This window comes from Methylobacterium sp. CM6257, assembly GCF_054611515.1.
This window is the reverse complement of record NZ_CM137735.1, coordinates 1,547,239-1,571,241: the sequence shown is the minus strand read 5'-3', so window position 1 is coordinate 1,571,241 and position 24,003 is coordinate 1,547,239. Positions and strand designations below refer to the sequence as shown.

The following is a 24,003-nucleotide window of genomic DNA, read 5'->3' as shown; positions in this document are numbered from 1 at the left end:
TGAGAAGTCCACTCGGGACGCCGCGTTGCGCCCGGCCCAGCCGGGGTGGGCTTTCCTTGTCGGGCCCAGAACGAATCGGCTGCCGCAGCGTTGCCCGCGTGAGCAGGAGCACGACATGCAAAGCAAGTGGATGACATTGGCCGAGTTGGCCGCGGAACGGCACCTGACGCTCGCCGAAGCCCAGAAGCTGGTGGACGAGAGCGATTGTCCGAAGGCCTTCAAGGCGCACGGCACCGTCTATCTGATCTGACGGCGAATCGTTCGGCCGTTCCAGCCCGCCCGGCTCGCGGTCGCGGATTTTTTGTGTGCCGAAGAGCAATGCCATGTCAGCCGACGGTATATCGCGGTTTGCTCCCTACCTAGACCGTGTGGTTCGAGCGGCCGATTGCAGCTGCTTACACATTAGCGTTCGAAATCTCCTATCTAAATTCTTTCTGAAAGAGTTAATGTTTTTCTCCGTTGTGATCGCATGCTTGCCGCTCCGGGATCCGGCGGGGCTCCTCGGTGTACCCTGAGCGCGTTCAGAAATGATGAGGCAATCGTTATTGACGCCGTGAAAGGGTCATATCGACCTCGGGCGTCTCTGATCGCTTCGTTCCTTCCTCAACCCCAACGCCGGTCCCGCGCCGTCCTCCTCAATTGAGATGAAGCTGGCGGCTCACGGGCCACGCCTCGTTAGTGCAGTGAGCCGGCCGCAGCGGCCATGTCGGACCTCCCGCCCGCCGTCGCTTCCTGACGCGACCAGATCGAGCACCTGTCCGGGCACGCTTCGCCCTGCCGGTATCTTGCCCCGTCGAAGTGGGCGGCGATCCGCGCGAACGCGCTGGCCTGCATCGATCAGTTCGGCGCTGAGGCGCACCGGCTCGGCTGGTCGACGGCCGAGCTGTTCGGCCTGCACCCGCAGAGCGGCACCCTGCGCGTGGATTCCTGCGGCGCACTGATGCTCGGCACTGGCGCGGTCCAAGCGATCCACGCCGATCGCGTCGCGTTCGCGCAGACCTCGGGCGACCGTTTTCTGAAGGGCCAGACGCCAGGCTTCCCGATCTGGGAGTTCACCACGAAGAGCGGTCGAAGTGGCCGATCGCAGTTGCATGCATCGCCCGCCGCTCTGGTATGCCAGGCCAAAAATTGTTGAGCTTGGGCCGGCTGCTACGGTGGAGACCTTCCACCCGTGACAACGACCTCGACCCGGCCAGCCTAGCGCTGCGCCGGGTTTTTTGTGCTTCCGGCTTCGAGCCGCAGCAGCACGAGGGTCACTTCCCGCGCCCGCTCACGACCTGGGGTCCCGGCGAGCTCGGCGATGACAGCTGCTGTCGCGGGCTTGGCGGACAGAGCAGCCAACAGGCGCGGGCGGGGGGGGGCCTTGCGGGGCCGGGCGCCACGTGGTGCAGCCACCACCCTCATCGATCAGATCATCTGGAATGCGCCGGTCGCCTTCCAGCGAAGGAAGGCCTCGATCGTGAGCGCCACCGTCGGCAGAACTTCCGGTAGTGCGTCGGGCCTGAACCACCCGACCCTCATGTTCTCGCCTCCATCGCTTGCCGGCGCGCCCGAGAAGGTTCGGGTCGTGAACATCATGCTGAAGTAGTGGCAGACATGGCCGTTGGGGTAAGTCCAGACCTCGGTATGGGGTCCAGAGGCGAAGCCGAACGGGACCAATTCGGAAATCCGCAACCCGGTCTCCTCGAGAATCTCGCGCATCGCGCAGGCAACGATGTCTTCGCACTCGTTCGGGACGCCGCCCGGCAGCCCCCACACGCCGAAGTCGGAGCGCAACTCCAGCAGCACACGGTTCTGATCGTCTTCGATGACGACGCGCGCGCCTGGCACGAGCAGCAGGCGAGAGCCGACAGACGCCCGTAAGCGGCCGAGGTACGAGCTGGCGAAGTCGTTCACCGCCTACTCCTTCACCGGTTGTGCCAGCATGATCGTTCCAAGCCCCATTCAGCGCCACCTCTCCTTCGTGCAGGCCAGCAGGTATGCGGTCCGCATGCAGCGCTCCTGACCGGATCGCGAGCCAGCGGCAGCCATGCATGCCTCCATCCCCACGGTGAGCAGCCCGCGATCGAGATCTTTCTCGGAGGCACAGGTGAAGATCGGCTGGAAGCCCTCGAACTGGCTGACCTCCCAGAAGATGGCCATGAACGACAGCAGGCAGAACGTGCAGACCAGCACCCGGTTGTCGTAGAACCAGTGCCTGCGGTCGGCAGCTGTGGCGGCTTCCTCGCTCATTCCTTCACCGGATGCGCCAGCAGGATTGCGGCGCGGACCATGTTGCGCTTCCACGCCGGCCCTTCGGCCTTCGGCGCCTCGGCCGCGCGGCTGTTCGTGCGGATCATCTCGACCAGGTCGAGGATCCAGCCCTTCGCCAACGGGTAGGCTTCGGTCCTGAAGCCAGCCACCACGTCGTCTGTCGCAGTGGCGAGATCATCGAGGGTGTCCCCCTTCGCTTTGAAGAGGTCGGTGACGGTCGGTTCGAGGAGCATGGCGGAGGCGTAACCCGCACCCGGCGGAGAGTCGAGGCGGGCCCGGACACCTAAGTCCTTGAATACAACGGGGCAGTTCGACGCGATTTCAGACGCTAAGTGCCTGAAGGTAAGCGAACAAGCAGGGCATCATAATCCCTGGGTCGGGGGTTCGAATCCCTGATTCGCTACCATCAAGTTCGCCCGTCTGGTCAATGGCTTGGCGGGTCTTTTACTAGCCGAAACACGTCCTCGCGGGATTGCAAAACGCTGCGACACGGGTCGTGGTTTCACGATGGGTTACGGCTTTGCGGAGGCTGCTCCACGCGACACGGATGGAACACGATGTCGGAGGTGGGGCGATGGCCGAGGATCATGTCGGCAAGCTGCACGCTTCTGCTCGCCGGAAAGGCTGAGCCGGTGGGCATTCCGACCCTGGATCAAGCCACACGCGCGCTTCGCGTTCGAAAGACCGATGGTCGGTCTCGACCGATGCTGACTGGTCGCCTTCGCGAGCGCGACGTATCAGCGAATGCCGCCATCGCTCAAACGGTACCAAGCGATGATCGCCGAGACGTACAGTCGATGGAGCGCATGCAGCGGTAGCGGCGCGATTGGCGTGATCGGGAGTGGCAGGGCGTCGGCATCGCCGGTGGCGATGTACGCGGCCATCGCGCGGCCCATCGCAGATTGGAGGCCAACACCCCGGCCCTGGCAGCCGATGTCGATGAGGAGGCCGGGTGCCGGCTCGTGAAGATGGGGCAGGTAGTCCCGGGTAATCGCCACGCGACCGCACCAGCGATGGTCGAAGGCGACGCCCTCAAGCTGTGGAAACAGCTTGCCCACGATCCGCTCAAGATGCGCCCAGTCCTGAGGGCTGCGCGGCTCGCGGAAAGGGCCGCGTCCACCCATCAGGAGCCGGCCGGAATGGTCGAGGCGGAAGTAGAGCAGCAGCTTGCGCGTGTCCGAGGAGACCTGACCTTCCGGAAGGATGGAGCGGCGCAGGTTGTCGGAGAGCGGCACCGTAGCGACTTGGAAGGAATTTGCCGCGATCACCGTCTGGGCGAGGCCCGGCAGAAGCCCCCCGGTATAGCCGTTGGTGCAGAGGATGACGCGCTCTGACGTGAGCCGAGCCCCCTGCGCCGTCGTGACGGTCCAACCCGATCTCGTCCGATTCAGTTCGGTAACCGGCGAGTCGCCGTGGATCGCCGCGCCGGCCTTCAGAGCCGCCCGGGCGAGGCCGCGGGCATAGCTCAGCGGTTGAATGGCGCCGCCACGACCATCAAGCCAGCCGCCGAGATACCGTTCAGTCCCGAGCAGCCGGTCGGTCTCAGCCTTGTCGAGTACGCGGGTCGGTGCCCCGAGATCGGCCCACTGGGATGCCCGCCGCTCGACCTCGGCCAAGCCGGCCTCGGTATGAGCGCCCTGGATCCAGCCCTCCCGCCGGTGCGGCACATCCATCCCATGCTTGGCGATCAGGTCGAACACCGTGTCGGCGGTGGCACCGGCAAAATGCGCGAGCCGTTCGCCTCGCTCGCGCCCGAACCGGGCGACAAGGTCGGCGGGGTCGTATTTCAAGCCTGGAATCACCTGGCCGCCGTTTCGGCCGGAGCCGCCGAAGCCGACTTCGCGGGCTTCCAGCACGACCGGCCGAATACCGCGCTCGGCCAAGTGCAGGGCGGTAGAAAGGCCGCAGAAGCCGCCGCCGACGATTACCACGTCGGCCCGCCCAGATTCGGCGAGCGGCGGCGTCTCCGGCGCGGGCGATGCCGTGGTGGCCCAGAGCGACGGGGCGAGTGGGAACGGTTCGGCCACGGCGTGTCCTACAGCGGATGCAGCACGCGCTGCAGGAAGTCCTGGGTGCGCGGATTCTGCGGACGGTTCAGGATTTCGGCGGCTGGGCCCTGCTCGACGAGGCGGCCGCCATCGAGAAACAGCACCCGGTCGGCGACCTCCCGGGCAAAGCCGATCTCGTGAGTGACAACGATCATCGTCATGCCTTCGTCGGCGAGCCCGCGCATCACCCGCAGCACGTCGCCGACGAGTTCGGGATCGAGGGCCGAGGTCGGCTCGTCGAACAGGATCGCCTCGGGCCGCATGGCGAGCGCCCGGGCGATCGCGACGCGCTGCTGCTGGCCGCCGGAGAGCTCGTTGGGCCGGGCGTGTTCCTTGCCCGAGAGGCCGACCCGCGCGAGCAGGGCGCGGGCGCGCTCCTCGGCCTCCGGCCGGGGTTCGCCCTTCACGTGTACCGGTCCCTCGACGATGTTCTCCAGGGCGGTCCGGTTGGCGAACAGGTTGAACCGCTGGAACACCATGGAGACCCGGGTGCGGATCGCCTTGATGCTGCGCCTGTCCCGGTCGACCCGCTGGCCGCCGACATGAATCTCGCCGCCGTCATAGGCCTCAAGCCCGTTGATGCAGCGCAGCAGAGTCGACTTTCCGGATCCCGACGGACCGATGACGCAGACCACCTCGCCCTTTGCGACCTCCGCCGAGACGCCCTTGATCACCTCCAGCGAGCCGTAATGCTTCCGAACGTCCTTCAGGACGATCATCGGTGCCGCCCCCTGGCCTCGAAGTGGCGGACCAGCAGGATCAGGGGCAGGCTGAGCGCCAGGTACATCAGCGCCACCATCGTGTAGACGCTGGTGTTCTTGAAGGTCGAGGACGCGATCAGCTTGCCTTGAAGCGCGAGCTCCGCGACCGTGATGGTCGAAGCCTGCGACGAGTCCTTCAGCATCATGATCATGATGTTGCCGTAGGGCGGCAGCGCGATCCGGATCGCCTGCGGCAGGATCACCCGCCGCATAGTCATGCCCCAGCCCATCCCGATCGACAGCGCGGCCTCAACCTGTCCGCGATCCACCGCCTCGATGCCGGCGCGGAAGTTCTCGGCCTGATAGGCCGAATAGGCGATGCCGAGACCGATGATCGCCGCCTGGACGGCCGTGAGCGACAGGCCGAAATCCGGCAGCACGAAGTAAATGTAGAACAGTTGCACGATGATCGGGATGCCGCGCAGGATGTTGATCATCACCGCGCTGAAGCCCGCCAGCACGGCGATGCCGGAGACCCGCAGTACCGCCCAGACCAGACCGAGCAACGTCGAGACCACCAGCGAAGCCACGGTGATCAGAACTGTGAGCTGCACGCCCTGCAGCAGGATCGGCAGGTAATCCTGCGCGTCGGCGAGGAACTCGCGCATCAAGTTCAGGACCGGTCGGCCGACGGCGGCAGGCCCCACTTGGTGAGGATCGCCTGGACCGTCCCGTCCGCCTTGAGCTTGGTGAGCGCGGCGTCGATCTTGGCGAGTAGCTCAGTATCTGTCTTGCGCACGCTGAGACCCACCGAGGCGACGACGGTCGGCTTGAAGGTCTCGACCAAGCGGACACCGGGGAACGCGCCCTGCTTGACGTAGTATGCGAGGATCGGCGCGTCGGCGAAGCCCGCCTTCAGCCGGCCGGAATTCACGTCGCGGATGATATCGGGGATCGTGTCATAGATCTTCACCTCGCCGAACAGGCCGGATTTCTTCAGCGGCTCGACGAAGGCGGTTCCGACCTGGGCGCCCACGGTCTCACCTTTCAGGTCGGCAAAGGACGTGTAGTCCTTCGCGTCGGCCTTCGGGACGATCAGCCCCTCGCCGTAGCTGTAGACCGGCGCTGAGAAGGCCACGACCTCCTTGCGTTGGGGCGTGATGAACATCGCCGCAGAGATGATGTCGATCTTCGAGGCGGTGAGCGCCGGGATCAGCGTCGAGAATTGCAGGGGCTCCACCGCGACCGTAAAGCCCGCCTCCTTGCCGATTGCGTTGACAAGGTCGACCATCACGCCCTGGATGGTGTTGGTCTTGGTATCGAGGAAGGTGAATGGGAGGCCGGTGGGTGTCGCGCCGACCTTCAAGGGTTGGGCACTGGACGTCGTCCCCAGGAGACCCAGGAGAAGCGCCGACGACAGACACAGGCCGGCCAACCGTCTTTTCATCATGCCGCTCCCGTCACATGCCTGGACCGACCGGCCAAGACCAGCGTCCGATTTCATTGTCGTGAAGAATACCGCATGTTTTCCGTGTCGACGCAAGCGACTTTCACGTGCATGAAGAGATGCGCGAGAGGCAGATTGGTGTGACGGTGAGCATCCCCCCAGGCGGTACGATGGGTCCGGAACCGGTCGACCAGGCGGTGGGCCAGCGTCTGCGCAGCCTGCGGCGTGCGCGAGGGTTGTCGCTGGAGGCGGTCGCGTCCAGCACAGGCCTGTCGATCGGCTTCATCAGCCAGGTCGAACGGGGGCTATCATCGCCCTCGCTCCGAGTGCTGGCACTGCTTGCGGACACGCTGCAGATCGGCATCGGGGGGCTGTTCGAGCAGCCCCTCAATGAGCCCGAACCGGATCCGATCGTCGTGTTCCGGAAGGATCGGCCTGAACTCCAGCTCTGGCGAGCCGGCATCACCAAGCAGTTACTGACGCCGCCGGGCGGGACGCAGGGCATGAGCCTGTTCCACATGGTGCTGAAGCCGGGCGCCAGCACGGGCGACGAGCTGTTCAGCCACGACGGCGAAGAGGCCGGCCTCGTCTTGAAGGGGTGTCTCACGCTCGTCGTCGAGACGCGCACGCTTCAGCTCTCTGAAGGGGACAGCTTCCGCTTCGAAAGCCGTCGACCGCATCGCTTCGGCAATCCTGGGACGCATGGTCAGACAATCGTGCTGTGGGTCAATGTACTCGGGTCTTCTCAACTCAGGACGCCATAGCCGCCTGGTCGAGTCGGCGTCCGGTACGTTGAGGCCTCGACTGATGTGTGCTCATGAGGCCAGCACTCGGCGACGAGCCTCCATTTGGCCGCCGCCCGAGAGCCGACATCCGACTTTGCGCCCATTCTCGCCATTCAGCTGAACGTGAAGGCAGCCCGGAAGAAGACATTCCTCTTCTGCGGCAAAACGAATGAGGTTTGAGGATAAGTTTTCTGTCTGGATGCGAGACCTCTATGGCGTCTGCCATGGCTCGGGGAGCCCTGGGTCTCGGGCCGATCCGGCGAGGCAGTGCGAGGTCGCAACAGGGACTCGCGGCGGGAAGATCCTTCAGCCGCGAGCCCTTCTGGTCGGTGTTCGAGTGAGCGACCGCTCTCAGTAAGCCCAGCCGTAGTACGGGCTCCCGTAATAGCCGTAGCCATAGTAGCTGGCCGGCGCGTATCCGTATCCGTAGCAGTAGGGATCGTAGTAGCTGCAATAGGGATAGCCGTAGGCGAGAGCGGAGCCGGCCGCAAGGCCAAGCCCAACGCCGGGCAAGCCCCAGCCCCAACCGCGCCGCCAACCATATCCGCGCCAACCGTAGCCGCCAGGCCAGCCCGCACCGCGCCAACCGACAGCCCCACCGCGCCAGCCGATGGCCCCACCGCGCCAACCGACGGCCCCACCGCGCCAGCCGACGCCTCCTCCGCGGAAGCCAGCGCCGGCGAAGCCGCCCCTGAACCCTCCGCCACCGAACCCGCCACCCCGGAAGCCGCCGCCTCCGAAGCCGCCACCGCGGAATCCCCCGCCACCGAACCCGCGCGCATCTGCGGGATCAGATGCAAATGCCAGAACGGCGAGGAGCGCCGTCGTCGCAAGGGCAAGACGTTTCATGTCAGCACCTCCGAACACATGCCCCTTGTCATGTTAACGCGTGTGCCGCGAAGCTTATCCTCTTCACATTGCGAACACAGTGTTCCGGCGTCGCTTCTGAAGCTTCTCCTGTCAGAGGGCATGGAAAACACCTGCTCTCGAGCGGAGTGCGACCTAACCTGAGCCTCCCGCCGGCAAGCCCATCTGCGTACGTCATGCGAAGCCGCGCGCGTCCGCTGTCAGGCTCGTCAGGATCAGGGCGGCGAAGCCCGCGAATGCAATCAGAAGCGGTCTCATGACATTGTCTCCTCGCCGGAGGACAACGCGGCACCTCGCGGCCCACCGGATCCGGCCAGTCTGATCGGGCCGGGATGCGGTCGGCTTCGACACCTTGGCTGGCTCGATCGTATTGCCGCCAGTGCACGGCCGCTTGATCCGAGAGGACGCTCGGCGACGTCTGTTCAAGGCCGTGATCGGATGGAGGTGGCTTTGCGGGGCAGGTGCAGCGAGGGCCCTGGGGCGCAACCTGTCTGCCATCGGAGAAGCAGGCCACGCGTCGTTCGCCGGAGATCAGGTTCGCTTCACCGCGCTGGCGGCCGCCTCTTCGGAGGATGTTGAGTCGTATGTCGGTGAACTTGCATTCACGTCGTGCGGTCACGGTGCGGAGGCTCGACCCCTTCAGCCGACCCGAGCCCCGTCGGCTCGAAGGCCAGCTGGCCGAAGCCCCGTTCCGCCGGCGCAGGATCTGAATGCCGATCAGTCCGCACGCTTGTGAGGTGGCCTCCGCGCGCGTACCTGGCTACGAGGGCGACTCGGCCGTTGCTTCCTGACCGGTAACAGCTCTAAAGACGCAAACACGAGGACTGTGCGGTCCACCCCCAAAGTCCTGGGGCTCGATCACACCCAGGATCCACATGCGAGCCGAGGGTACGACAGACCGACAAGGCAGCCTGAGCTTCGGCTTTTTGCCGCTATCGCCACCAGCCGGCGGCCTCATGCAGGCGTGCCTTAACGCTCAGGGTAGCACTTGGCGGCCATATTGAGGGTGACGGTGCACAGTACCGTCCCAGCCTCGTCCCGCACGTAGGCCGTGAACGCTCTTTGACCGTCTGCGGGCGGCGGTTCACGGCCGATGTCCGGCAACGCCGCGATCGCCGCGTTGCGTGCGTCGTGTAGATTCGCGTAACACGTGCCCTCCTCGTCTCGCAGGCTCTTCGAGCCATCCTCGTAGTCAATGAAATAGCGAGGCATCGCAACGCGCGGGTTGGTGAACGCAGACGGGTGCGACCCTAGAAACCGTTCAGGCGCAAAAGGTTGCATAGGTTACAGAACGCAGGCGACGACATCGGCCAAACTGATGAGATGCGCTCAACTTTTCGCCGTCGGGTCACTAGTGACCAGACAGCCAACCAAGCGTCGCAGTAAAAACGTTGTGCCCTATCGATCTGGAATGACCCACCTCTGCCCCATGCTCGCCGACGTCGACGCACTGCTCAGAGAAAACCTGCTCCTCAGCGCCCTGCGCGTGCCCGATCAGGCCCTGCTCAAACCGCATCTGGAGCTGAAGACGTACGAGCGCGGCGACGCGCTGTTCGAGGCCGGCGAGAACGTCAGCTTCATCTCCTTCCCGCTCGGTCAGTGCGTGGCTGCCCTGGTGATTGGGCTGCGGGACGGGCGTGCTGTCGAGACGGCCACGGTGGGACGCGAGGGCGCGATCGGTGGCGTGGTCAGCCAGGGTTCCCTGCCCGCGTTCAGTCGCGCGGTCGTGCAGGTTCCCGGCTCCGTGCTGCGCATCGAAGCGGCGATGCTGCAGAAGATCAAGCAGACCTCGCCAGGCCTGCGCAACCTGATCACCCGCTACTCCGACTGCCTGCTCGCTCAGGTGCTGCAGTCCGTGGCCTGTAACGCCAGCCACACCATCGAGGCGCGCTGCGCTCGCTGGCTCCTCAGCCTGCAGGATCGGCTCGGCACCGATGTTCTGCCGATCACCCACGAGGTGCTGGCCGAGCTTTTGGGCGTGCAGCGCTCCTACCTCTCGCGCGCCCTTCGAACCCTGCAGCAGCAGGGCCTGATCCAGGTGCGGCGCGGGCGGATTATCATCGTGAGCCGTCCTGCTGTGGAACAGGCCGCCTGCGAGTGCCACGGCGCGGTCAAGCGCCACTTCGAGGCCGTGCTGGGCGCTGTCTACAACGCGAGCGGCACCCTCGTGTCGCTTCAGGGCCGAGCCTCAAACGATGGCCGGGTTTGCGAGGCTGTCTGAAACGAGGGGTCGGCAAGCCTCTTGACAGCGTTCCGCCGTCGGGAGCGAGGCAATCGCGCCCTTGGCCACCGAACCCTGTCGAACCGTCAGCCCGGCCGATTCAGCCAACCCGATCAGAGCACCATGAGACCTGAGGCGTGCTGAGTTCTCTTTCCCGCAAGGCGCTCGAAGCGGAAGTCCTGCGCCTTCGCGCGCGCGACGAACGCTTCAGCACGATCTTGAACACGATCGAGGCAGCCTTCGCCATCGTCGAGGTCTCGTTCGACGGCGACGACAGGCCGGTGGACTATCGCTTCCTTGAGGCCAACCCGGCGTTCGAGCGCGAGGCTGGGGTCAACCTGCACGGCAAGTGGGTCACCGAGTTTGCCCCGAACCTGGAGCGGTTCTGGTTCGAGACCTACGGTCGGGTCGCCAAGACTCGAGAGCCCGCCACCTTCGAAAGCTATGCCGAGGCCTTCAAGCGTTGGTTCGACGTTCGGGCCGTCCCGGTCGGCGACCCGGCGGAGCGGCAGATCGCGATCATCTTCAAAGACGTGACCGCGCGGCGTGCCGCGGAGGAACGGCTGCGCGCTAGCGAGGCGTTGGCGCGCGAGAACGTGGAGCGCGTGCAGCTGGCGCTCGCGGCCGGTGCGATCATCGGCACATGGCATTGGGATATCCCAGCCGACCAGTTTACGGTCGATGAGGGCTTCGCGCGCGCCTTTGGCCTCGACCCGGCACTCGGCCGAGAAGGCATCCCGCTCGCCAAGATCGTCGAGACCGTCCACCCGGACGATCAGGCCGGTCTCGCAGTTGCAATCGACGCGGTCATCGCGCGGGGTGGTGCCTACGCGCACCAGTACCGGGTGCGTCGCGCTGACGGGCGCTACTACTGGATCGAGGCGAACGGCCGCGTCGACCGCGCCCCGGACGGCACGCCGCTCTCATTCCCTGGAGTTCTCCTCGACGTCGAAGAGCGGCGAGCCGTGGAGCAGGAGCGCGATCGCGCCGCCGCAGCCCTGCGCGCCCTCAACGAGACATTGGAGCAGCGTGTGGCCGAGCGCACGGCCGAACTGTTGCGCGCCGAAGAGCAGCTGCGCCAGTCCCAGAAGATGGAAGCGGTGGGCCAGCTCACGGGCGGCCTCGCGCACGACTTCAACAACCTTCTTGCGGGAATCTCGGGCAGCCTGGAACTGATGAACACCCGCATCGCGCAAGGGCGTTATCAGGACGTCGACCGGTACCTGGCCGCCGCTCAGGGAGCGGCCAAGCGCGCGGCTGCACTCACGCATCGCCTGCTGGCCTTCTCGCGCCGCCAAGCGCTCGAGCCCAAGGCGACGAACGTCAACACGCTCATCAGCGGCATGGTCGAGCTGATCCAACGTACGGTAGGCCCCAGCGTCCAGATCGAGACGGTCGGCATAGCGGGCCTCTGGCCGGCACTGGTGGATCCGTCGCAGCTGGAGAACGCGCTCCTCAACCTGTGCATCAACGCGCGCGATGCGATGCCCGAAGGCGGCAGAATCACGATCGAGACTGCAAACCGCTGGATCGACCGGCACGCGGCCAAAGAACACGACATGCCGGAGGGCCAGTACCTTTCCCTGTGCGTCACCGACACCGGCACTGGCATGACACCCGACGTGATCGCGAAGGCGTTCGACCCGTTCTTCACCACCAAGCCCACCGGCGAGGGTACCGGCCTCGGGCTTTCGATGATTTACGGATTCGCCAAGCAGTCTGGCGGGCAGGTGCGGATCTACTCCGAGGTCGGCGAAGGCACGACCGTGTGCCTCTACCTGCCTCGCCACACCGGCGACGCCGAGCACGACGAGGTGCTGCCAGAGACCGGGTTGCTGCCGTTCGCTGAAGCCGGTGAGACCGTGCTGATCGTGGACGATGAGCCGACCGTGCGGATGCTGGTCACGGACGTTCTGGGCGATCTCGGCTACACGGCTGTCGAGGCCGCAGACGGGGCCGGTGGCCTCAAGGTGCTGCAGTCGGGTGCGCGGGTCGATTTGCTGATCACCGACGTCGGGCTACCGGGCGGGTTGAACGGCCGGCAGATGGCCGATGCGGCGCGGATCACGCGCCCGGACCTCAAGGTGCTGTTCATTACCGGCTTTGCTGAGAACGCCTTACTCACAAACGGTCAGCTTGAGCCAGGCATGGCCGTGCTGACCAAGCCTTTCGCAGTCGATACGTTAGCAGCCCGCATCCGCGAATTGATCGCCCGCTGAGATATACTTGGCTGACCCCGAGGCGCGCCTTAGTAACTTAAGGTAGCGCTATTTCGGGTCAGAAGAGAGCTCTTTTATACCGCCGTCGACCAAGGGAGCATGTCGTGATCGATGAATGCCGTGCTCGCAGCGCTGGCTCAGCTCGACCGCGAGGTCATCGCGCTCTCGGCGGGACGCGAGTCGCTGCGTGACCTGACTGGCATTTTGGACCGGGCTGAATGCGAGGCTACTGCATGTCGGCAGCCACACGCATCCCGGTGTTTGCCAGCCCAGGTGCTATTCGTCACCCATCTCCTTGTGCTCAGTCGCTTCATCTTCCTCTTCGGCGTCATCGCCGAGAAGGTCGTCCAACTCTTGGATTAGGTCCGCGACCTGCTGCTCGTTCGCACGGACGCGGAAGATTTCTCCATCTTCGGCCTCGAAGGTGAGGTGGTACTCACCCTGAATCTCGTCGGAGAGCACACGGGCTAGCTTCTTGGGCAATCTCATTGCATGGCTCCTCCCAGTAGGGAGAGAACGCGCAATCAGCGAGTACGATGCCGGCGAGTTCTAAGCAGGTGGCCTGGATCGCTCTACGTCATCAAGTCCGCTTCTTCCGGAGCGGCCTGCCTCCGCACTGGATGGGCCAGCCGGATCGCGCAGCGGACCATCAGTCGCTTCAACTTGGGCGTGCGGTAAGCGGCGAGACTCAAGACTACACCTTCAGCGTGCCATTGCGCGCCAGAATCGCATCGCCCACCACGGATTTTCGGGTGGACGGTGCGTATGCTGCAGACTCTTGCTTTTCGCTAATCGTAGCGGCCGTGTTCACGCCCGGCGGCTACGGAATCACCGAAGCCGGACGACATGCTGATGAACGTACCGGATTCTAGGGAGCTCTGTTCGTGATCGCTACGCTCCTGGCCGGGGTTGCCGAACTGGTTCAGATCGGCACTTAAAGTTCGTCGCTCTTCCCCGATCGGTCATCCTCAGCGCCTCGCTCTGAAATCAAGAGGACGGCGCCTCCGGCTTCCTGCAGGCCGGAGCCAATCATCCGCGTCTGCCTTAGGAGTTAGGAGAGTGCGACACCGGTGGACGCTACGTCGAAACGGCGTGAGCAGTGCTGAAGCGGCGTCTCAGCGTGCTGCCGACTGCATTTGTCCCCTGGTCGTCGGTGACGGGATCCAGGCCCTACAAATCAAGCCTGAGCTGTCGCGTAGATGCCCTCCCTTCAGCGGGACAGGTCTGTGCGGATTGTTTCGCAAAATCATCTTGCCGGCTCCAGAGAAAGCACGCGATATCCCGAAACGAAGCTTTTGAACTCGGGCGTGTCGTGTACAGATGCCGTCGGGGCGTAAGCGCTCAAGTGCAGGGTGAACGCAATTAGCACGCGAGTTCAGCCCGTTCTTTGTTACCGCTGCCACGTCTCTCTCCGGAGGCTTAGGAGAAGGATTATGTGACGGTAACTAACATGGTTGCGTCACCTGTTATGTTTCCACCTTAATATCATTCCGAACAGATCCCGCGGATCATCTGGGTCGGCAAGCAGATCGAGATTTTCGTAGAACGGAAACGTCTCAAGTTTGCTCCGTAGATAACGCAAGGCCGAGAAATCTTCGACCGCAAACCCAACTGAGTCGAAGATTGTGATCTGCTGCGGGTCGCGCCTGCCTGAAGACAGACCGGACATGACCTGCCATAGTTCCGTCACGGGGTGCCCAAGTGGCAGTTGCTGGATCTCGCCCTCGATTCTGGTCTGCGGGGCATATTCGACGAAGATGTCCGAGCGCAGCAGAACGTCGCGGTGCAACTCGGTCTTGCCGGGACAATCCCCACCAACCGCATTGATGTGCACGCCGGCACCAACCAGGTTGTCATTGAGAATCGTGGCGTTTTGCTTGTCGGCGGTGGCTGTCGTGATGATGTCGACCCCTTCTACCGCTTCCGCAGCAGTCCTGCAGGCTGTCATTTCGAAGCCGAGAGCAGCGAGATTGCGCATACATTTGATTGTCGCAGCTGGGTCGATGTCATACAGGCGTACTCGATCAACACCGAGCAAGGCCTTGAAGGCCAATGCCTGAAATTCGGCCTGCGCCCCGTTGCCGACGAGAGCCATCGTGCGCGAGCCGGGTTTGGCAAGATGCTTGGCCGCCAGAGCTGAGGTTGCCGCTGTGCGGAGCGCAGTGAGGATAGTCATCTCGGTCAAGAGCATCGGGTAGCCGTTGCCAACGTCAGCTAGAACACCGAAAGCTGTGACCGTTTGACGTCCCTGGCGAATGTTCTTCGGATGGCCGTTGACATACTTGAATCCGTAAGTCGTGCCGTCGCTCGTCGGCATGAGTTCGATAACGCCATCAGGACTATGCGAAGCGATGCGTGGCGTTTTGTCGAACAGATGCCAACGCTGGAAGTCTTCTTTGATGTAAGTGGCGAGTTCCGCCATGAAGCGTTCCATGCCGATCTCGACAACGAGCCGCATCATGTTTTCTACGTTGACGAACGGGACAATGTTGAAATTCTGTCCTGGCAGTGGAAGTTGGATCATGGATAGATGACTTCTCATTCACCTCGGATCACCGGTTTGCGCACGTGATCGGATGGTCTTGCCCTTTAGATCGCTGTGAAAGTGCGGACCAAGGGAGTTTATCACTGAACTGTGCCCACTTTTCTACAGAGGCCCGTTGAGGAGAGCTCCGATGGCTTACGTGCTTCTCTCACTGTGGCGTCGATATCAGCCAGGGCCGCGGCGTCCGGCAGCCCGCTTATTACGGTCTTCCCAACGTGCTTGACCGTCCCCACCTTCCAACTTTGCCAGAAGATCCCGTTGCTCTGCAACTATCCATGCTCAGGCGCAGGGCAGATTGCTGATCTCGCGGCCGCGTATCGCGTAGATCGTGCAGATGCGCTTCACGTCACGCCTCCTACGTTGCGCGGTCCTGATCCACCCGCCGATTGCCGCTTTCTTCGCATCAGCGGGTGATCGGGTCCGAGCTCGAAGAGGTGTCTCTGACCCCTCGCGGAGGAAGGCCCAACGAGATCCTGCGGCGCTCCCTCGAGCCCATGTCGGTGTCCGCGAACTGGAAGAGGGCGGCCCCGGTTCTGGCGTCGACGACGGTCACGGACGTCGCCCCGTTCCGTGTGTGCTGCAACGGATATTGTGCGAGAGCGTGGGCTGTCGCCGCTTCCAGACTGCAGGGCCAAAGTCGGCTGGCGACGGTCCGATTGCCTTTCGAGAATATTGCTTCTGTAGGCCACGATGTCCTCCTGTTGTGAAGAGCATACGCCTGCAGCCTGGCGGGTGGATGCTGGTGTCTGCAGATCGATGCGGTCAGCCATGCCGCATTCGCGTGCCGTGGGCACTGTGCCGGTGCCTGCTCCGCTGGCCGTTGGAGTGCCCGTGAAAAACGGCGCTGACAAAATATCGTGATCTACGCGATGAGACGAAGAGGGGCTTCAACATCGTTCCAGGCGTACAATATGTCGGCCATATTCCGGCCCAGAGGTCGGGTCTGATCCCGGGTGCGGCCCCTCGATCTTCGCCATCCACGTGCCCTCCGACATTCACTCGCCTGAGCCAGGCGCTCTCCGCCGGCGTGCCGGGCGGCACTGGGCCGGCCCGCTCCTGTGCCAAGCCCCGTGACGCATCGCGCAACAAAGATCGGCCAGGACCATTATCTAGACGTTCAGATGCGCCATGGACGTCGTCGTCAAATCCGCCGGATCGGCCGGCACCTGCTGGACCTTGGCGGACAGGCTCGGCCGGTCCCTTGGCGCGATCTATCATTACAGACCCAACGGGTCCTTCGTCATCGCGGCGAAGGGGGCGCTTGTCGGGATTGTACCGCTGCACGCCACCCTCGATGACGCCATGACCGCTATCGCGCACAAGATGCACGGCGCCTGCGAACTCGACAGCGGCGAGCGACCGTAACGCTTATCCAGCCGGCCCTGTCGGTCGCTCCGATGCCATCGCGAACCGATCGGGGGCGAAGAGCCAGCCTGCTGAGCAGCTATCGCCGGTTCTGGCGCAAACCCCTTTTGCTCGGCCGTGTGCACAATCTTCCATGCCCGCCCGTCAGTCCGAAGACGGAGAAGACTGGGTCGGTCATGATCGCGCCGCCTCGAACCGCTGGTCTTTCAGCAAGATGGCGTGCCGGCACCCGGGACATGCGAAGCGGTAGTGGTTCTCGAATGCCGATGCGGGCTCATGGATGAGCGTGGCGCAACGCGGGCATTCGCCCACCCAGACGCCGACCTGCTGTGGGCTTGGCCCGCGTTTGTCGCGCATCAGCGGGAGCCCGATCGCCGCCGCGACGACCGCCACGATCCAATACTGGTATGCGAGGCCCGCGACCGCTACGAGCAGGCACGTGCCTCCGGCCATGAGGCGCACCAGGAACAGGATTGTGCTGCCGCCCGTGTCCGCTCGGCCAAGCAGCCCGGTCACGGGATCGACGGCAAGGTCCGCGCGATGGACGGCGGGCGTGCTCGATGGCCTGCTCACCACGGCCTCCTTACGGTACGGGGCGGAACGGGACGGACAGCGCGTCGCTGCCGCCCGCGGTGTCGGCGGGTCGCGAGCGCGGTCACGGCTTCTTCGCCAGAGCGCCCTTCACCAGCGTGCCGTCCGGCCCGAACAGCCTGTAGGTGTCGGCGCACCAAGCGCCCTGCCCAACCCGCTCGTATGTCGACGTGATCGCGGCGGTGCTCTCCCGGATCCTGTCCGCGATCGTCGCATCTTCGGCATCGGTGATCCGGGCCTGCGCGCGCATCTGGGCGAGCTTCGCCGCAATCGTCCGAAAGCCCGGGCAGGCCTGCTCCGCGAAAGTGGTCGTGGACAGTGCCCGTGCGTAGACGTTGAGCTGGTCAGTGTGGCTCTGCGCGTGCGCGACGTCGGAGCCGCACAGGCCGATCAGTGCCGCCGCGAGGCGAAGTGGCGCCCACCTCGCGCCTGGCAGCCAGCGGGCGATCTCCTCAAGGATGTAAGTCCGAACGGCCGCGACCCGGATCGCACCGAACTTTCGAACCTTGGTGATCGCGTCCGGCGAGGATTGAGCCAGCTGGCCAAGGTCTCGGAAGTCGGCCTTGCGCAGGCGGGCCCGCAAGGATGTGGTCAGGAACCCGCGACCATACCCGGACGCCGAGAGGCGGTGGATCGTGTCGCCGGGCAGGTCATCGAAAAGGGGCAGCCGCATGCAAGCCTCGGCAAAGAGGCTCACTGACCTGGCTGTGCGGGTTGATGGGCTGGGCATCGCCATTGCCGATACGGTGATCTCCGCCTGCCTGCAATCAGCGCCGGAACTCGGCCGCAGTGTGAGATGACCGGCTCGCGACCAAGTCGGTCAAACCTAGAGCTGTTCCCGGTCAGGTAGCGACGGCCAAGTCGTTCTCGTAGCCGGCTGCGGCGAGGTAGTTGCGGCACTCTTGCGGCGTGAAACGGGTGAAGGCCTGCCGGATCGCCGCCCACAGATCCGGGATCGTGCGGGCTGCCGCGCTGCGCAACAGCGCCTTCAGCTTTGCGAAGGCCTGTTCAATCGGGTTGAAATCAGGGCTGTAGGACGGAAGGTAGAGCAGCCGCGCTCCTGCGGCCTCGATCGCATCCTGCACGCCGGCGACCTTGTGGGCTGGCAGATTGTCCATGACGACGATGTCGCCCGGCTGCAGCACCGGGACCAAGGTGTCGGTGACATAGCTGCAAAAGCGCGTGCCGTTCGTGGGGCCGTCCAGCAGCGCGGTGGCACACAGCCCGCTCGTGCGCAGGGCGGCGGTGATGGTCGTGGTTTTGTAATGGCCCAGTGGGGCTGCGAGCCGGCAGCGCTCGCCGCGTGGGGCCCAGCCGGAGCGCCGCGCCATGTTGGTGGCCGCCGCTGTCTCGTCCAGGAACACCAGCCGGTCCGGATCGAGCTCGGGCTGTGCCTCAAACCACGCCTCGCGGGCCGCTCTTACGTCTTCACGCTCCTGCTCAGCTGCGAACGTCGCCCCCTTTTCCAGGTGATCGCGTGTCGCTGGAAGAAGCGCGACAGGCCGCTTGTGCTGGTCTGGACGCCCTGCTCAGCCAGTCGGTCGCGCAACTCGCGCAGGAAGAGACGCGGCTCCTGCTCGGAGGTCGCCAGGATCAGTGCGGCATGCGCCTCGATGCGCTGCGAGGTGTGATCGCCGCCCATCGGCTTGGGCGCGACATGGCCCTCTTGGTGCGAGCGCTGCGACCAGCGGCTGGCGCTCGACACGCTGACCCCAAAGCGAGCTGCGGCTCGGTGGCACGAGGCCCCTGCCGCCACGGCAGCCACGACACGCTCGCGTAAGTCGACCGACAGAGGTGAAGGCATCGGCATGCTCCTTCACCCGTCAACGCGCCAGCCGCTAACCCGTCGCAATCCGCCCGGGACCGGCTCTAGCGATTGATCGGTCACGATTGGGTAAGGGTGGGTCGCACCGGTGCGTCCCTCCCAATAACTAAGCAGGAGGGAGAGGACTGCCGGTACCGCCCTCGATCAGTGAGTGAGGGCTCATTAACCGGCCGAAGGTGCCCTGGAATACGCCCAGAACTTCATGGCCGCAGGCCGGGCTGGTGTGGACGCGTGCCTCGTCAAGCCGTTCAGTGTTGCCGCCTTACGCGACACGATCCAGTCGATCTCCGCCGAAGATCGGCTAAGCCGCATTGGTAGTAGAAAAGCCTCTCTGTAGCGTCTCAGGTACTTCTTGAGCGCCATGGTCGGTCTGGGGCGCGAGCTGTCGGGCTTGGGGGCCCGCCAAGAGCCCAGCAGGGCGGCCATGCCCGAGACGCTCCTGCAATGGCGGCGGAATGGTCTTCAGGCCGTCTGAGCGTAGATCTCAGAGCTACAGGCGCGGAGACGCTCCCTCATGGCACGGAGCGCTGCCGCACGCCCCCCGACGCCCGCTGGCAAGTGCCTCGCTTGAGAGCGTCGCGGAGGCTGCTGACAGGGCATCGTAGGTCTGGTGGTTCATGCCGCCGCACTGTGTCACCTGCTCAGAGACCTGCCGGATGAGGAGCTTGACCTCGGCCTCGATGTTCTCGCTCACCAGAGCCCTCAGCCTCCGCTCGATGACCTAGGGGTGCGTACGAGGTCGCACGGTTTGTTCGGAGCGTGCGCCCGGTTCAAGCGAGCTGTTCAGACCTCGGCTGCGGGCCATCGATCCAGCACGGCCGACCCGGCGTGCAGCTCGACGTGGTGAGCGTGAGCGTCGTGGCGTGTTTTGCAGAGGTCGACAGCCGAAGCGAAGCGTGTCCGCGCGGCAACCTCGGTGGCCACGTCCTCGGCGATCACCTGCTGCCCGTCGCGGAAGGTAAGCACCCGGAACGACGGGTTCTTGAGGTCATTGGCTTCCATAAGCGGCCCTCCAGGAGAATCGTTGCACCTTATCCGGTACCGCGGCCGTCCTCGATCTTGTCATGCATGCGGCGCCGCGGGCCGAACGAGGCGCATGACGGACGCGTGAGCTCCCAGCGAGGAACCAACCGCGGCAAAGGCCACGTACACGGCATTCTCCATGTAGATGATCACGGCGAACGCGGACAGCTGCTACCAGTGAGCGCGCCAGTTCTCGGCCGGGATGCGCCTACGGGCGACCACGGCGGCGTCCGCCAGGCAACTGGGCGGGTCCGTGCAGGAGATTGGCCGGCAGGTTCAGGGCTTGGCGCAGCTGGCCCGCACGGCCGCGGATGAGGCCAGCCAAGCGGCCGCTCTCGTGCAGGAGCTGAACGGGGCCATGTCGCGGATCGGCGAACCAGACTTCAATCCCGACGACTCGGTAGGATACGCCATTCAGGACCAGACCAACGGCCGGCGCGGCAAGTGCGGTCGAACCGTATGGCACGCGGCGGACTTCCCCGGACGATTCAAGGAGGTCTGCCGTGGTGTTTCGCTTGTTCCGATCGGGAAGTCCGCCCCCTCCCGCCAACCTGCACGTCCAGCCGCCGCCCGCGTCGGAGAAGCCGACCACCGCGATGCTGAAAGCCGACATCGACAGCGGCGCCACAGGTGACAAGGTCGAGCAGTACGACGTGGGCATGGCGCAGCTCGGCACCTGCGACGAGGTCGCCGGCACGCCGCCTTCACCTGAGCGGATCGCGCTTGCCAGGAAGACGGAGGCTGAGAACCGGCCGAGGCGTCCTGCCGGCTACCCGTATGCCCGGCAATCCTGGGTTATCCCTGCCTACATCGGCTTCATCGCTGCGGCTGCCGTGATCGTCAGCGGTGCCCTCTGGCTCACGCGTTGAACGGAAGCACGGCGACAGTGCACCAAGTTGAGCGCTATCCGAACAGGCCCAGGGCACCCATGCGGCTCACCCTGGCTGCCGGTGTCTCGAGCACTGCCGCGCTTGCTCAGAGGCAGCAGCAACACGGGGCCGTCTTCTCGGTGCGTTTCTCTGGCGCTGGTTCCGCGCGGAGAAATCCGTTCAGCATTCACCATCCGCTGAGAGGCGGACCGGCGGCCACGAACGCCTGTCGTGACCACTGCGGAACGGCCGCCGAGCCGGGAGGAGGTGTCTTGCTCGCCTGTCGCGGCAGTGTCTCGCCCAGCGCTGCCAGCTTGGGCGGATCTGGGTGACCGAGGAGGAGCTGCGCCGCGCCCTCTACAGCGTCATCCACCTGGGACAGCGGCTTTGGGTTCGGCGCGGGCGGCCTGCACGCAGCCGGCCCTTCTCGGGTGGCTCTGCGGCATCTCGCAGCGTCGGCTAGGACCAATTGCAGCGTGACAACGAATTGGGAAGCCGCTTCCCAACGAGGTGTACCGACGCTTTGTGCCGCCACTGCACCTAGGCTCCTGGTGAGGCCCCTTCCATCGTGAATCCAACCTTCAAGGTGACCTGGTAGTGCAGCACCTTGCCGTTCTCGACTTGGCCACGGGTCTCCAGCACCTCGAACCAGCGAAGGTTGCGCACAGTCTGGCTGGCGCGTGCGATAGCACCCTGAATGGCATCCTCAATCGACGCCGTGGATGAGCCGACCAGCTCGATGACCTTATAGACGTGGTCCGACATGGCAGCCTCGCTTGGTGAGACAAGCTGCTAGGATCGACCTGTATCAGAGATGGATCAAGTAGCTGGCGGAACGCAATCATTCCGTGGGTCCGGTGCCAGGCAGATCGGCTTGGCCCGTCGCGTGCAGGCTCGAGTGTGCCGCCGGGCGGGACATGGCTGTGTACATGGTCGGGCTCGGCGCGCTGCTCACCTGCATTTAAATCTGTGGCCTGATCATTCTACCACGCTGGCGAGCGCTGCGGATGAGCATAGACTCGCTCACTGTACTGTTCCTGTATGCGACTGATCCCGCGGAGCTGGTAACGATCGCGTTGCAATCAGCGAGCTAAGTTCGCCACGATGCGCAGAGAGGTCGCCGACAAGCGGCTCAAGCGTAGGGAAGGTGGCCTAAGCTGCGCGTCGGCGGGGTGCTGGCGCGACGCATAGTATTCCTGAATCATCAACAAATTATAAGTAATCATCGTCGAATCAAAAGTCATCAGCCCGCAAGCTCTGTAATAAGGGCGAGCACGCAATCGGCGACGTTCTCGCCCTCAGGCTACCGCGCACAAGCCAGAGGCGGCTGGAAGATCCGTACATTCGGTTGCGGCGCTAGGCCCCCGAAGCAGAGATAGCCTTCGTCGAATTCCGCGTATGTCTTCAGCCGTCCCACGTCAGGGATGTCCACGTGGTGACGGCTCCAGATAGCCAAACCGGTCTCCCGCAAAGTCCGCAGGACGCGGTTTGTGTGAACCGGAGAGATGCCCAACGCGTCGGCCACGTCGGATTGCGACAGCGGGAGCGTGAAGCTGTTCTCGTTTGCCAGTTCGACGACCTGCAGGCAAACCAGCAACTCGCACAGGAGATGTGCCAAACGGTGCTCGGCGGGTCGGATGCCGTTGACGATCCACTCCCGCGCGCGGCTGAGTTCCCGCAGCGTCACCCACCAGAGCGCGCGCTGGATGCCCGGATGAGCACTGATCAGTTCCGCCAGCTTGGAGCGGGAGATGTCTACTACCGTGCAGCGAGTGAGCGTACCGACCCGGAGATTGCGCCCAAACACGCCAGTGTCGTGCACATAGCAGAGGTCTCCCGGCAGAACGAAGGAGACGATCCGACGGTCACCTGCGTGCAGAACCTTGTAGCGGCAAGCGAAGCCACTCAGGACCAGGTAGACGCGATCTGAGGCGTCGCCCTCCCCAAGATCGAGACGAGCTCGCACCGACCGTTGCTTGGACGCCAGATGTTGCAGCTCGGCTCGTTCCGCCAGCGTCAGTGGACCGGCATGTTCGAGCTGCAGCAAAAAAGGGTTGTCCGTCACTAAATTGTCCTCGGCTAAATATTATCTATGTACATTCGATGGTTCATAAGATGGATTTGTATTATCGTCATGCATTCCAGCATTGCGTCCCCGGTATGGATTAGAAACTTGAGCTGAGGGCGAATATTTTTGCTTCGAGCGATGATCTATTTGGTAATGCCGGATACTGGCATTCCTTCGACCGCGCTTGGCGTGGGCGGAATCACCGAGCGGGCAATGACGCGGAGTATTCGTGCGGACCGAGGAGGTCGCCTTGGAGAGGCTAGCCGGTGGTGCGGGCAGTGCATCGAGTTGCCGTCGTGGGCCAATCCGCGGAGCACCCTCTACAGGGCTGCTGAGTGGATTGCAGGCGCGGTCAACGGCGCTGCTGAAGTCGGAATCGGCAACCGCAAGCGGTCCTGTCAGGTAACTCCGCGGGCACGGAGACCGGACTTGCCGCTGAGGAAAGGCGCACGCTGGAGCCGCGCCCCCGCGATGCAGCCGCTGCGCGACGCGATCCTACCAGTCGAACAACCAGTCGAGACTTGGCAGGAGGAATGCCACCGTCAGGAGGGCTCCAAGTGCGCCCGAGACCATAACCGCTATCGCCACAGCGCCGCCCTGCAGATCGCTTGTGCGCAATCAACCCAGGACGGAGCAGAAGGTTTCAGTTGCCGGCTCACCAGCGAATGAAGCGGTCAAGGGCTGGCAGGGTCGCCACGATGATCGCCACGGCGCCAACCGCGGCAACGAGCATCACGACAAACGGTAAGGTCACAGCTGATCGGCTCCCCATCCGACTGTGTGGCAGATGTGGGATCAACCAATGCAGAACGTAAACCGTGCTGTGCGACAGAATGACCGCGCCGTCGGCAGCGGGTGACAGCACGGTTATTGAGCCCCACCGAACTGCAGGTCTCCGGATGCTTAATCAGTCGGACGGTGCGTGGTCAGGCGAGGCGTGCTGCACCTCGTCGTTCGGGCACCCGAGATCTTGGCGCTGCAGATCAGACGCAGTCTGCGCGCACGACGCTGCGAGTGGTGTTGAGGCTTCCTCAGCATGCAAGGTGAGCGAGACGATCGAGAGCACAGCTGTGAGCACGGCGAAGCGCATCTGCACCTCCTGTGATGATCAAGATGCAGGCTACGCCACGAGGAAGCCTTCTCGCGTCCTCTGCTAAAAGGATGCAGCTTCACCCG

General features: G+C 64.2%; 25 protein-coding genes. 6 read left to right on the top strand and 19 right to left on the bottom strand.

Going from position 1 to position 24,003, the window contains the following annotated elements; genetic code table 11:
• Positions 1-115 precede the first annotated feature (115 nt).
• Positions 116-250 (top strand): hypothetical protein, encoded by a 135-nt coding sequence (locus tag ACYCO6_RS07525; protein ID WP_459770733.1) that lies wholly within the window; start codon positions 116-118, stop codon positions 248-250.
• Positions 251-1,407: 1,157 nt separating this feature from the next.
• On the opposite strand, the gene ACYCO6_RS07520 is transcribed toward ACYCO6_RS07525, so the two are convergent.
• The 7 genes from ACYCO6_RS07520 to ACYCO6_RS07490 all read right to left on the bottom strand — a co-directional run bounded on the left by ACYCO6_RS07520 (position 1,408) and on the right by ACYCO6_RS07490 (position 6,449).
• Positions 1,408-1,896 (bottom strand): NUDIX domain-containing protein, encoded by a 489-nt coding sequence (locus ACYCO6_RS07520; RefSeq protein WP_459770731.1) that lies wholly within the window; start codon positions 1,894-1,896, stop codon positions 1,408-1,410.
• Between the two features lie 48 nt (positions 1,897-1,944).
• Positions 1,945-2,232 (bottom strand): hypothetical protein, encoded by a 288-nt coding sequence (locus ACYCO6_RS07515; RefSeq protein WP_459770729.1) that lies wholly within the window; start codon positions 2,230-2,232, stop codon positions 1,945-1,947.
• Entirely contained in the window at positions 2,229-2,486 is a 258-nt protein-coding gene (locus tag ACYCO6_RS07510; RefSeq protein ID WP_459770728.1) for a hypothetical protein, read from the bottom strand. Before ACYCO6_RS07510 ends, ACYCO6_RS07515 begins: the two co-directional genes overlap by 4 nt.
• A 504-nt stretch (positions 2,487-2,990) precedes the next feature.
• On the bottom strand, positions 2,991-4,280 hold the full coding sequence (locus tag ACYCO6_RS07505) for an NAD(P)/FAD-dependent oxidoreductase (RefSeq protein WP_459770726.1): 1,290 nt from the start codon (positions 4,278-4,280) through the stop codon (positions 2,991-2,993).
• 8 nt (positions 4,281-4,288) lie between these two features.
• Positions 4,289-5,020: an amino acid ABC transporter ATP-binding protein gene (locus tag ACYCO6_RS07500; protein WP_459770724.1), complete on the bottom strand. Its 732-nt coding sequence runs from the start codon at positions 5,018-5,020 to the stop codon at positions 4,289-4,291.
• Positions 5,017-5,670 carry an amino acid ABC transporter permease gene (locus ACYCO6_RS07495; RefSeq protein ID WP_459770722.1) on the bottom strand — a complete coding sequence of 218 codons (654 nt, stop codon included), beginning with the start codon at positions 5,668-5,670 and terminating at the stop codon, positions 5,017-5,019. Before ACYCO6_RS07495 ends, ACYCO6_RS07500 begins: the two co-directional genes overlap by 4 nt.
• Before the next feature lie 5 nt (positions 5,671-5,675).
• Positions 5,676-6,449: an ABC transporter substrate-binding protein gene (locus ACYCO6_RS07490; protein WP_459773463.1), complete on the bottom strand. Its 774-nt coding sequence runs from the start codon at positions 6,447-6,449 to the stop codon at positions 5,676-5,678.
• A gap of 170 nt (positions 6,450-6,619) precedes the next feature.
• Here ACYCO6_RS07490 and ACYCO6_RS07485 point away from each other — a divergent pair, with 170 nt between their 5' ends.
• Positions 6,620-7,213, top strand: coding sequence for a cupin domain-containing protein (locus ACYCO6_RS07485; protein WP_459773461.1), 594 nt, complete (start codon positions 6,620-6,622; stop codon positions 7,211-7,213).
• Between the two features lie 372 nt (positions 7,214-7,585).
• Here ACYCO6_RS07485 and ACYCO6_RS07480 read toward each other — a convergent pair whose 3' ends face one another.
• Positions 7,586-8,083 carry a hypothetical protein gene (locus ACYCO6_RS07480; protein ID WP_459770721.1) on the bottom strand — a complete coding sequence of 166 codons (498 nt, stop codon included), beginning with the start codon at positions 8,081-8,083 and terminating at the stop codon, positions 7,586-7,588.
• Between the two features lie 987 nt (positions 8,084-9,070).
• Entirely contained in the window at positions 9,071-9,313 is a 243-nt protein-coding gene (locus tag ACYCO6_RS07475; RefSeq protein ID WP_459770719.1) for a DUF6894 family protein, read from the bottom strand.
• Positions 9,314-9,530: 217 nt separating this feature from the next.
• On the opposite strand from ACYCO6_RS07475, the gene ACYCO6_RS07470 reads away from it, so the two are divergent.
• On the top strand, positions 9,531-10,322 hold the full coding sequence (locus ACYCO6_RS07470) for a Crp/Fnr family transcriptional regulator (RefSeq protein ID WP_459770717.1): 792 nt from the start codon (positions 9,531-9,533) through the stop codon (positions 10,320-10,322).
• 137 nt (positions 10,323-10,459) lie between these two features.
• Positions 10,460-12,541 (top strand): ATP-binding protein, encoded by a 2,082-nt coding sequence (locus ACYCO6_RS07465; protein WP_459770715.1) that lies wholly within the window; start codon positions 10,460-10,462, stop codon positions 12,539-12,541.
• Between the two features lie 276 nt (positions 12,542-12,817).
• Here ACYCO6_RS07465 and ACYCO6_RS07460 read toward each other — a convergent pair whose 3' ends face one another.
• Together ACYCO6_RS07460 and ACYCO6_RS07455 are read right to left on the bottom strand one after the other, a co-directional pair.
• Positions 12,818-13,030, bottom strand: coding sequence for a hypothetical protein (locus ACYCO6_RS07460; RefSeq protein ID WP_459770713.1), 213 nt, complete (start codon positions 13,028-13,030; stop codon positions 12,818-12,820).
• Positions 13,031-14,000: 970 nt separating this feature from the next.
• Positions 14,001-15,065 carry an ornithine cyclodeaminase gene (locus ACYCO6_RS07455; RefSeq protein WP_459770712.1) on the bottom strand — a complete coding sequence of 355 codons (1,065 nt, stop codon included), beginning with the start codon at positions 15,063-15,065 and terminating at the stop codon, positions 14,001-14,003.
• Between the two features lie 1,149 nt (positions 15,066-16,214).
• Here ACYCO6_RS07455 and ACYCO6_RS07450 point away from each other — a divergent pair.
• A complete protein-coding gene (locus ACYCO6_RS07450; protein WP_459770653.1) occupies positions 16,215-16,451 on the top strand; it encodes a hypothetical protein in 237 nt (78 codons plus the stop codon).
• Positions 16,452-16,625: 174 nt separating this feature from the next.
• Here ACYCO6_RS07450 and ACYCO6_RS07445 read toward each other — a convergent pair whose 3' ends face one another.
• The 5 genes from ACYCO6_RS07445 to ACYCO6_RS07425 form a co-directional block, all read right to left on the bottom strand.
• Positions 16,626-16,967, bottom strand: a complete 342-nt coding sequence (locus ACYCO6_RS07445) for a hypothetical protein (protein WP_459770711.1) — start codon at positions 16,965-16,967, stop codon at positions 16,626-16,628.
• Between the two features lie 139 nt (positions 16,968-17,106).
• Entirely contained in the window at positions 17,107-17,715 is a 609-nt protein-coding gene (locus ACYCO6_RS07440) for a hypothetical protein (protein ID WP_459770709.1), read from the bottom strand.
• 169 nt (positions 17,716-17,884) lie between these two features.
• Positions 17,885-18,846, bottom strand: a protein-coding gene (locus tag ACYCO6_RS07435) for an IS630 family transposase (protein WP_459764350.1) whose coding sequence is annotated in 2 segments (ribosomal slippage) — positions 17,885-18,507 and positions 18,507-18,846 — 963 coding nt in all. Because the reading frame shifts where the segments join, the coding sequence is not laid out codon by codon here.
• Between the two features lie 511 nt (positions 18,847-19,357).
• Positions 19,358-19,561 (bottom strand): hypothetical protein, encoded by a 204-nt coding sequence (locus ACYCO6_RS07430; protein WP_459770708.1) that lies wholly within the window; start codon positions 19,559-19,561, stop codon positions 19,358-19,360.
• Between the two features lie 89 nt (positions 19,562-19,650).
• The gene (locus tag ACYCO6_RS07425) at positions 19,651-19,869 is read right to left on the bottom strand and encodes a hypothetical protein (RefSeq protein ID WP_459770706.1); all 219 of its coding nucleotides are present in this window, start codon (positions 19,867-19,869) and stop codon (positions 19,651-19,653) included.
• Positions 19,870-20,393: 524 nt separating this feature from the next.
• On the opposite strand from ACYCO6_RS07425, the gene ACYCO6_RS07420 reads away from it, so the two are divergent.
• Entirely contained in the window at positions 20,394-20,759 is a 366-nt protein-coding gene (locus ACYCO6_RS07420) for a hypothetical protein (protein ID WP_459770703.1), read from the top strand.
• A gap of 540 nt (positions 20,760-21,299) precedes the next feature.
• Here the strand turns inward: ACYCO6_RS07420 and ACYCO6_RS07415 are convergent.
• The 3 genes from ACYCO6_RS07415 to ACYCO6_RS07405 all read right to left on the bottom strand — a co-directional run bounded on the left by ACYCO6_RS07415 (position 21,300) and on the right by ACYCO6_RS07405 (position 23,917).
• The gene (locus ACYCO6_RS07415; protein WP_459770701.1) at positions 21,300-21,524 is read right to left on the bottom strand and encodes a dodecin; all 225 of its coding nucleotides are present in this window, start codon (positions 21,522-21,524) and stop codon (positions 21,300-21,302) included.
• 538 nt (positions 21,525-22,062) lie between these two features.
• A complete protein-coding gene (locus ACYCO6_RS07410; RefSeq protein WP_459770699.1) occupies positions 22,063-22,824 on the bottom strand; it encodes a Crp/Fnr family transcriptional regulator in 762 nt (253 codons plus the stop codon).
• Positions 22,825-23,734: 910 nt separating this feature from the next.
• Positions 23,735-23,917 carry a hypothetical protein gene (locus ACYCO6_RS07405; protein WP_459770696.1) on the bottom strand — a complete coding sequence of 61 codons (183 nt, stop codon included), beginning with the start codon at positions 23,915-23,917 and terminating at the stop codon, positions 23,735-23,737.
• Between the last annotated feature and the right edge of the window lie 86 nt (positions 23,918-24,003).

Coding starts and splice junctions, on each gene's coding strand:
- ACYCO6_RS07500 (WP_459770724.1), bottom strand. CDS start 5,020: ATGATCGTCCTGAAGGACGTTCGGAAGCATTACGGCTCGCTGGAGGTG.
- ACYCO6_RS07450 (WP_459770653.1), top strand. CDS start 16,215: ATGGACGTCGTCGTCAAATCCGCCGGATCGGCCGGCACCTGCTGGACC.
- ACYCO6_RS07460 (WP_459770713.1), bottom strand. CDS start 13,030: ATGAGATTGCCCAAGAAGCTAGCCCGTGTGCTCTCCGACGAGATTCAG.
- ACYCO6_RS07425 (WP_459770706.1), bottom strand. CDS start 19,869: ATGGAAGCCAATGACCTCAAGAACCCGTCGTTCCGGGTGCTTACCTTC.
- ACYCO6_RS07405 (WP_459770696.1), bottom strand. CDS start 23,917: ATGCGCTTCGCCGTGCTCACAGCTGTGCTCTCGATCGTCTCGCTCACC.
- ACYCO6_RS07455 (WP_459770712.1), bottom strand. CDS start 15,065: ATGATCCAACTTCCACTGCCAGGACAGAATTTCAACATTGTCCCGTTC.
- ACYCO6_RS07480 (WP_459770721.1), bottom strand. CDS start 8,083: ATGAAACGTCTTGCCCTTGCGACGACGGCGCTCCTCGCCGTTCTGGCA.
- ACYCO6_RS07490 (WP_459773463.1), bottom strand. CDS start 6,449: ATGAAAAGACGGTTGGCCGGCCTGTGTCTGTCGTCGGCGCTTCTCCTG.
- ACYCO6_RS07515 (WP_459770729.1), bottom strand. CDS start 2,232: ATGAGCGAGGAAGCCGCCACAGCTGCCGACCGCAGGCACTGGTTCTAC.
- ACYCO6_RS07510 (WP_459770728.1), bottom strand. CDS start 2,486: ATGCTCCTCGAACCGACCGTCACCGACCTCTTCAAAGCGAAGGGGGAC.
- ACYCO6_RS07495 (WP_459770722.1), bottom strand. CDS start 5,670: ATGCGCGAGTTCCTCGCCGACGCGCAGGATTACCTGCCGATCCTGCTG.
- ACYCO6_RS07470 (WP_459770717.1), top strand. CDS start 9,531: ATGCTCGCCGACGTCGACGCACTGCTCAGAGAAAACCTGCTCCTCAGC.
- ACYCO6_RS07525 (WP_459770733.1), top strand. CDS start 116: ATGCAAAGCAAGTGGATGACATTGGCCGAGTTGGCCGCGGAACGGCAC.
- ACYCO6_RS07415 (WP_459770701.1), bottom strand. CDS start 21,524: ATGTCGGACCACGTCTATAAGGTCATCGAGCTGGTCGGCTCATCCACG.
- ACYCO6_RS07485 (WP_459773461.1), top strand. CDS start 6,620: ATGGGTCCGGAACCGGTCGACCAGGCGGTGGGCCAGCGTCTGCGCAGC.
- ACYCO6_RS07440 (WP_459770709.1), bottom strand. CDS start 17,715: ATGCGGCTGCCCCTTTTCGATGACCTGCCCGGCGACACGATCCACCGC.
- ACYCO6_RS07475 (WP_459770719.1), bottom strand. CDS start 9,313: ATGCCTCGCTATTTCATTGACTACGAGGATGGCTCGAAGAGCCTGCGA.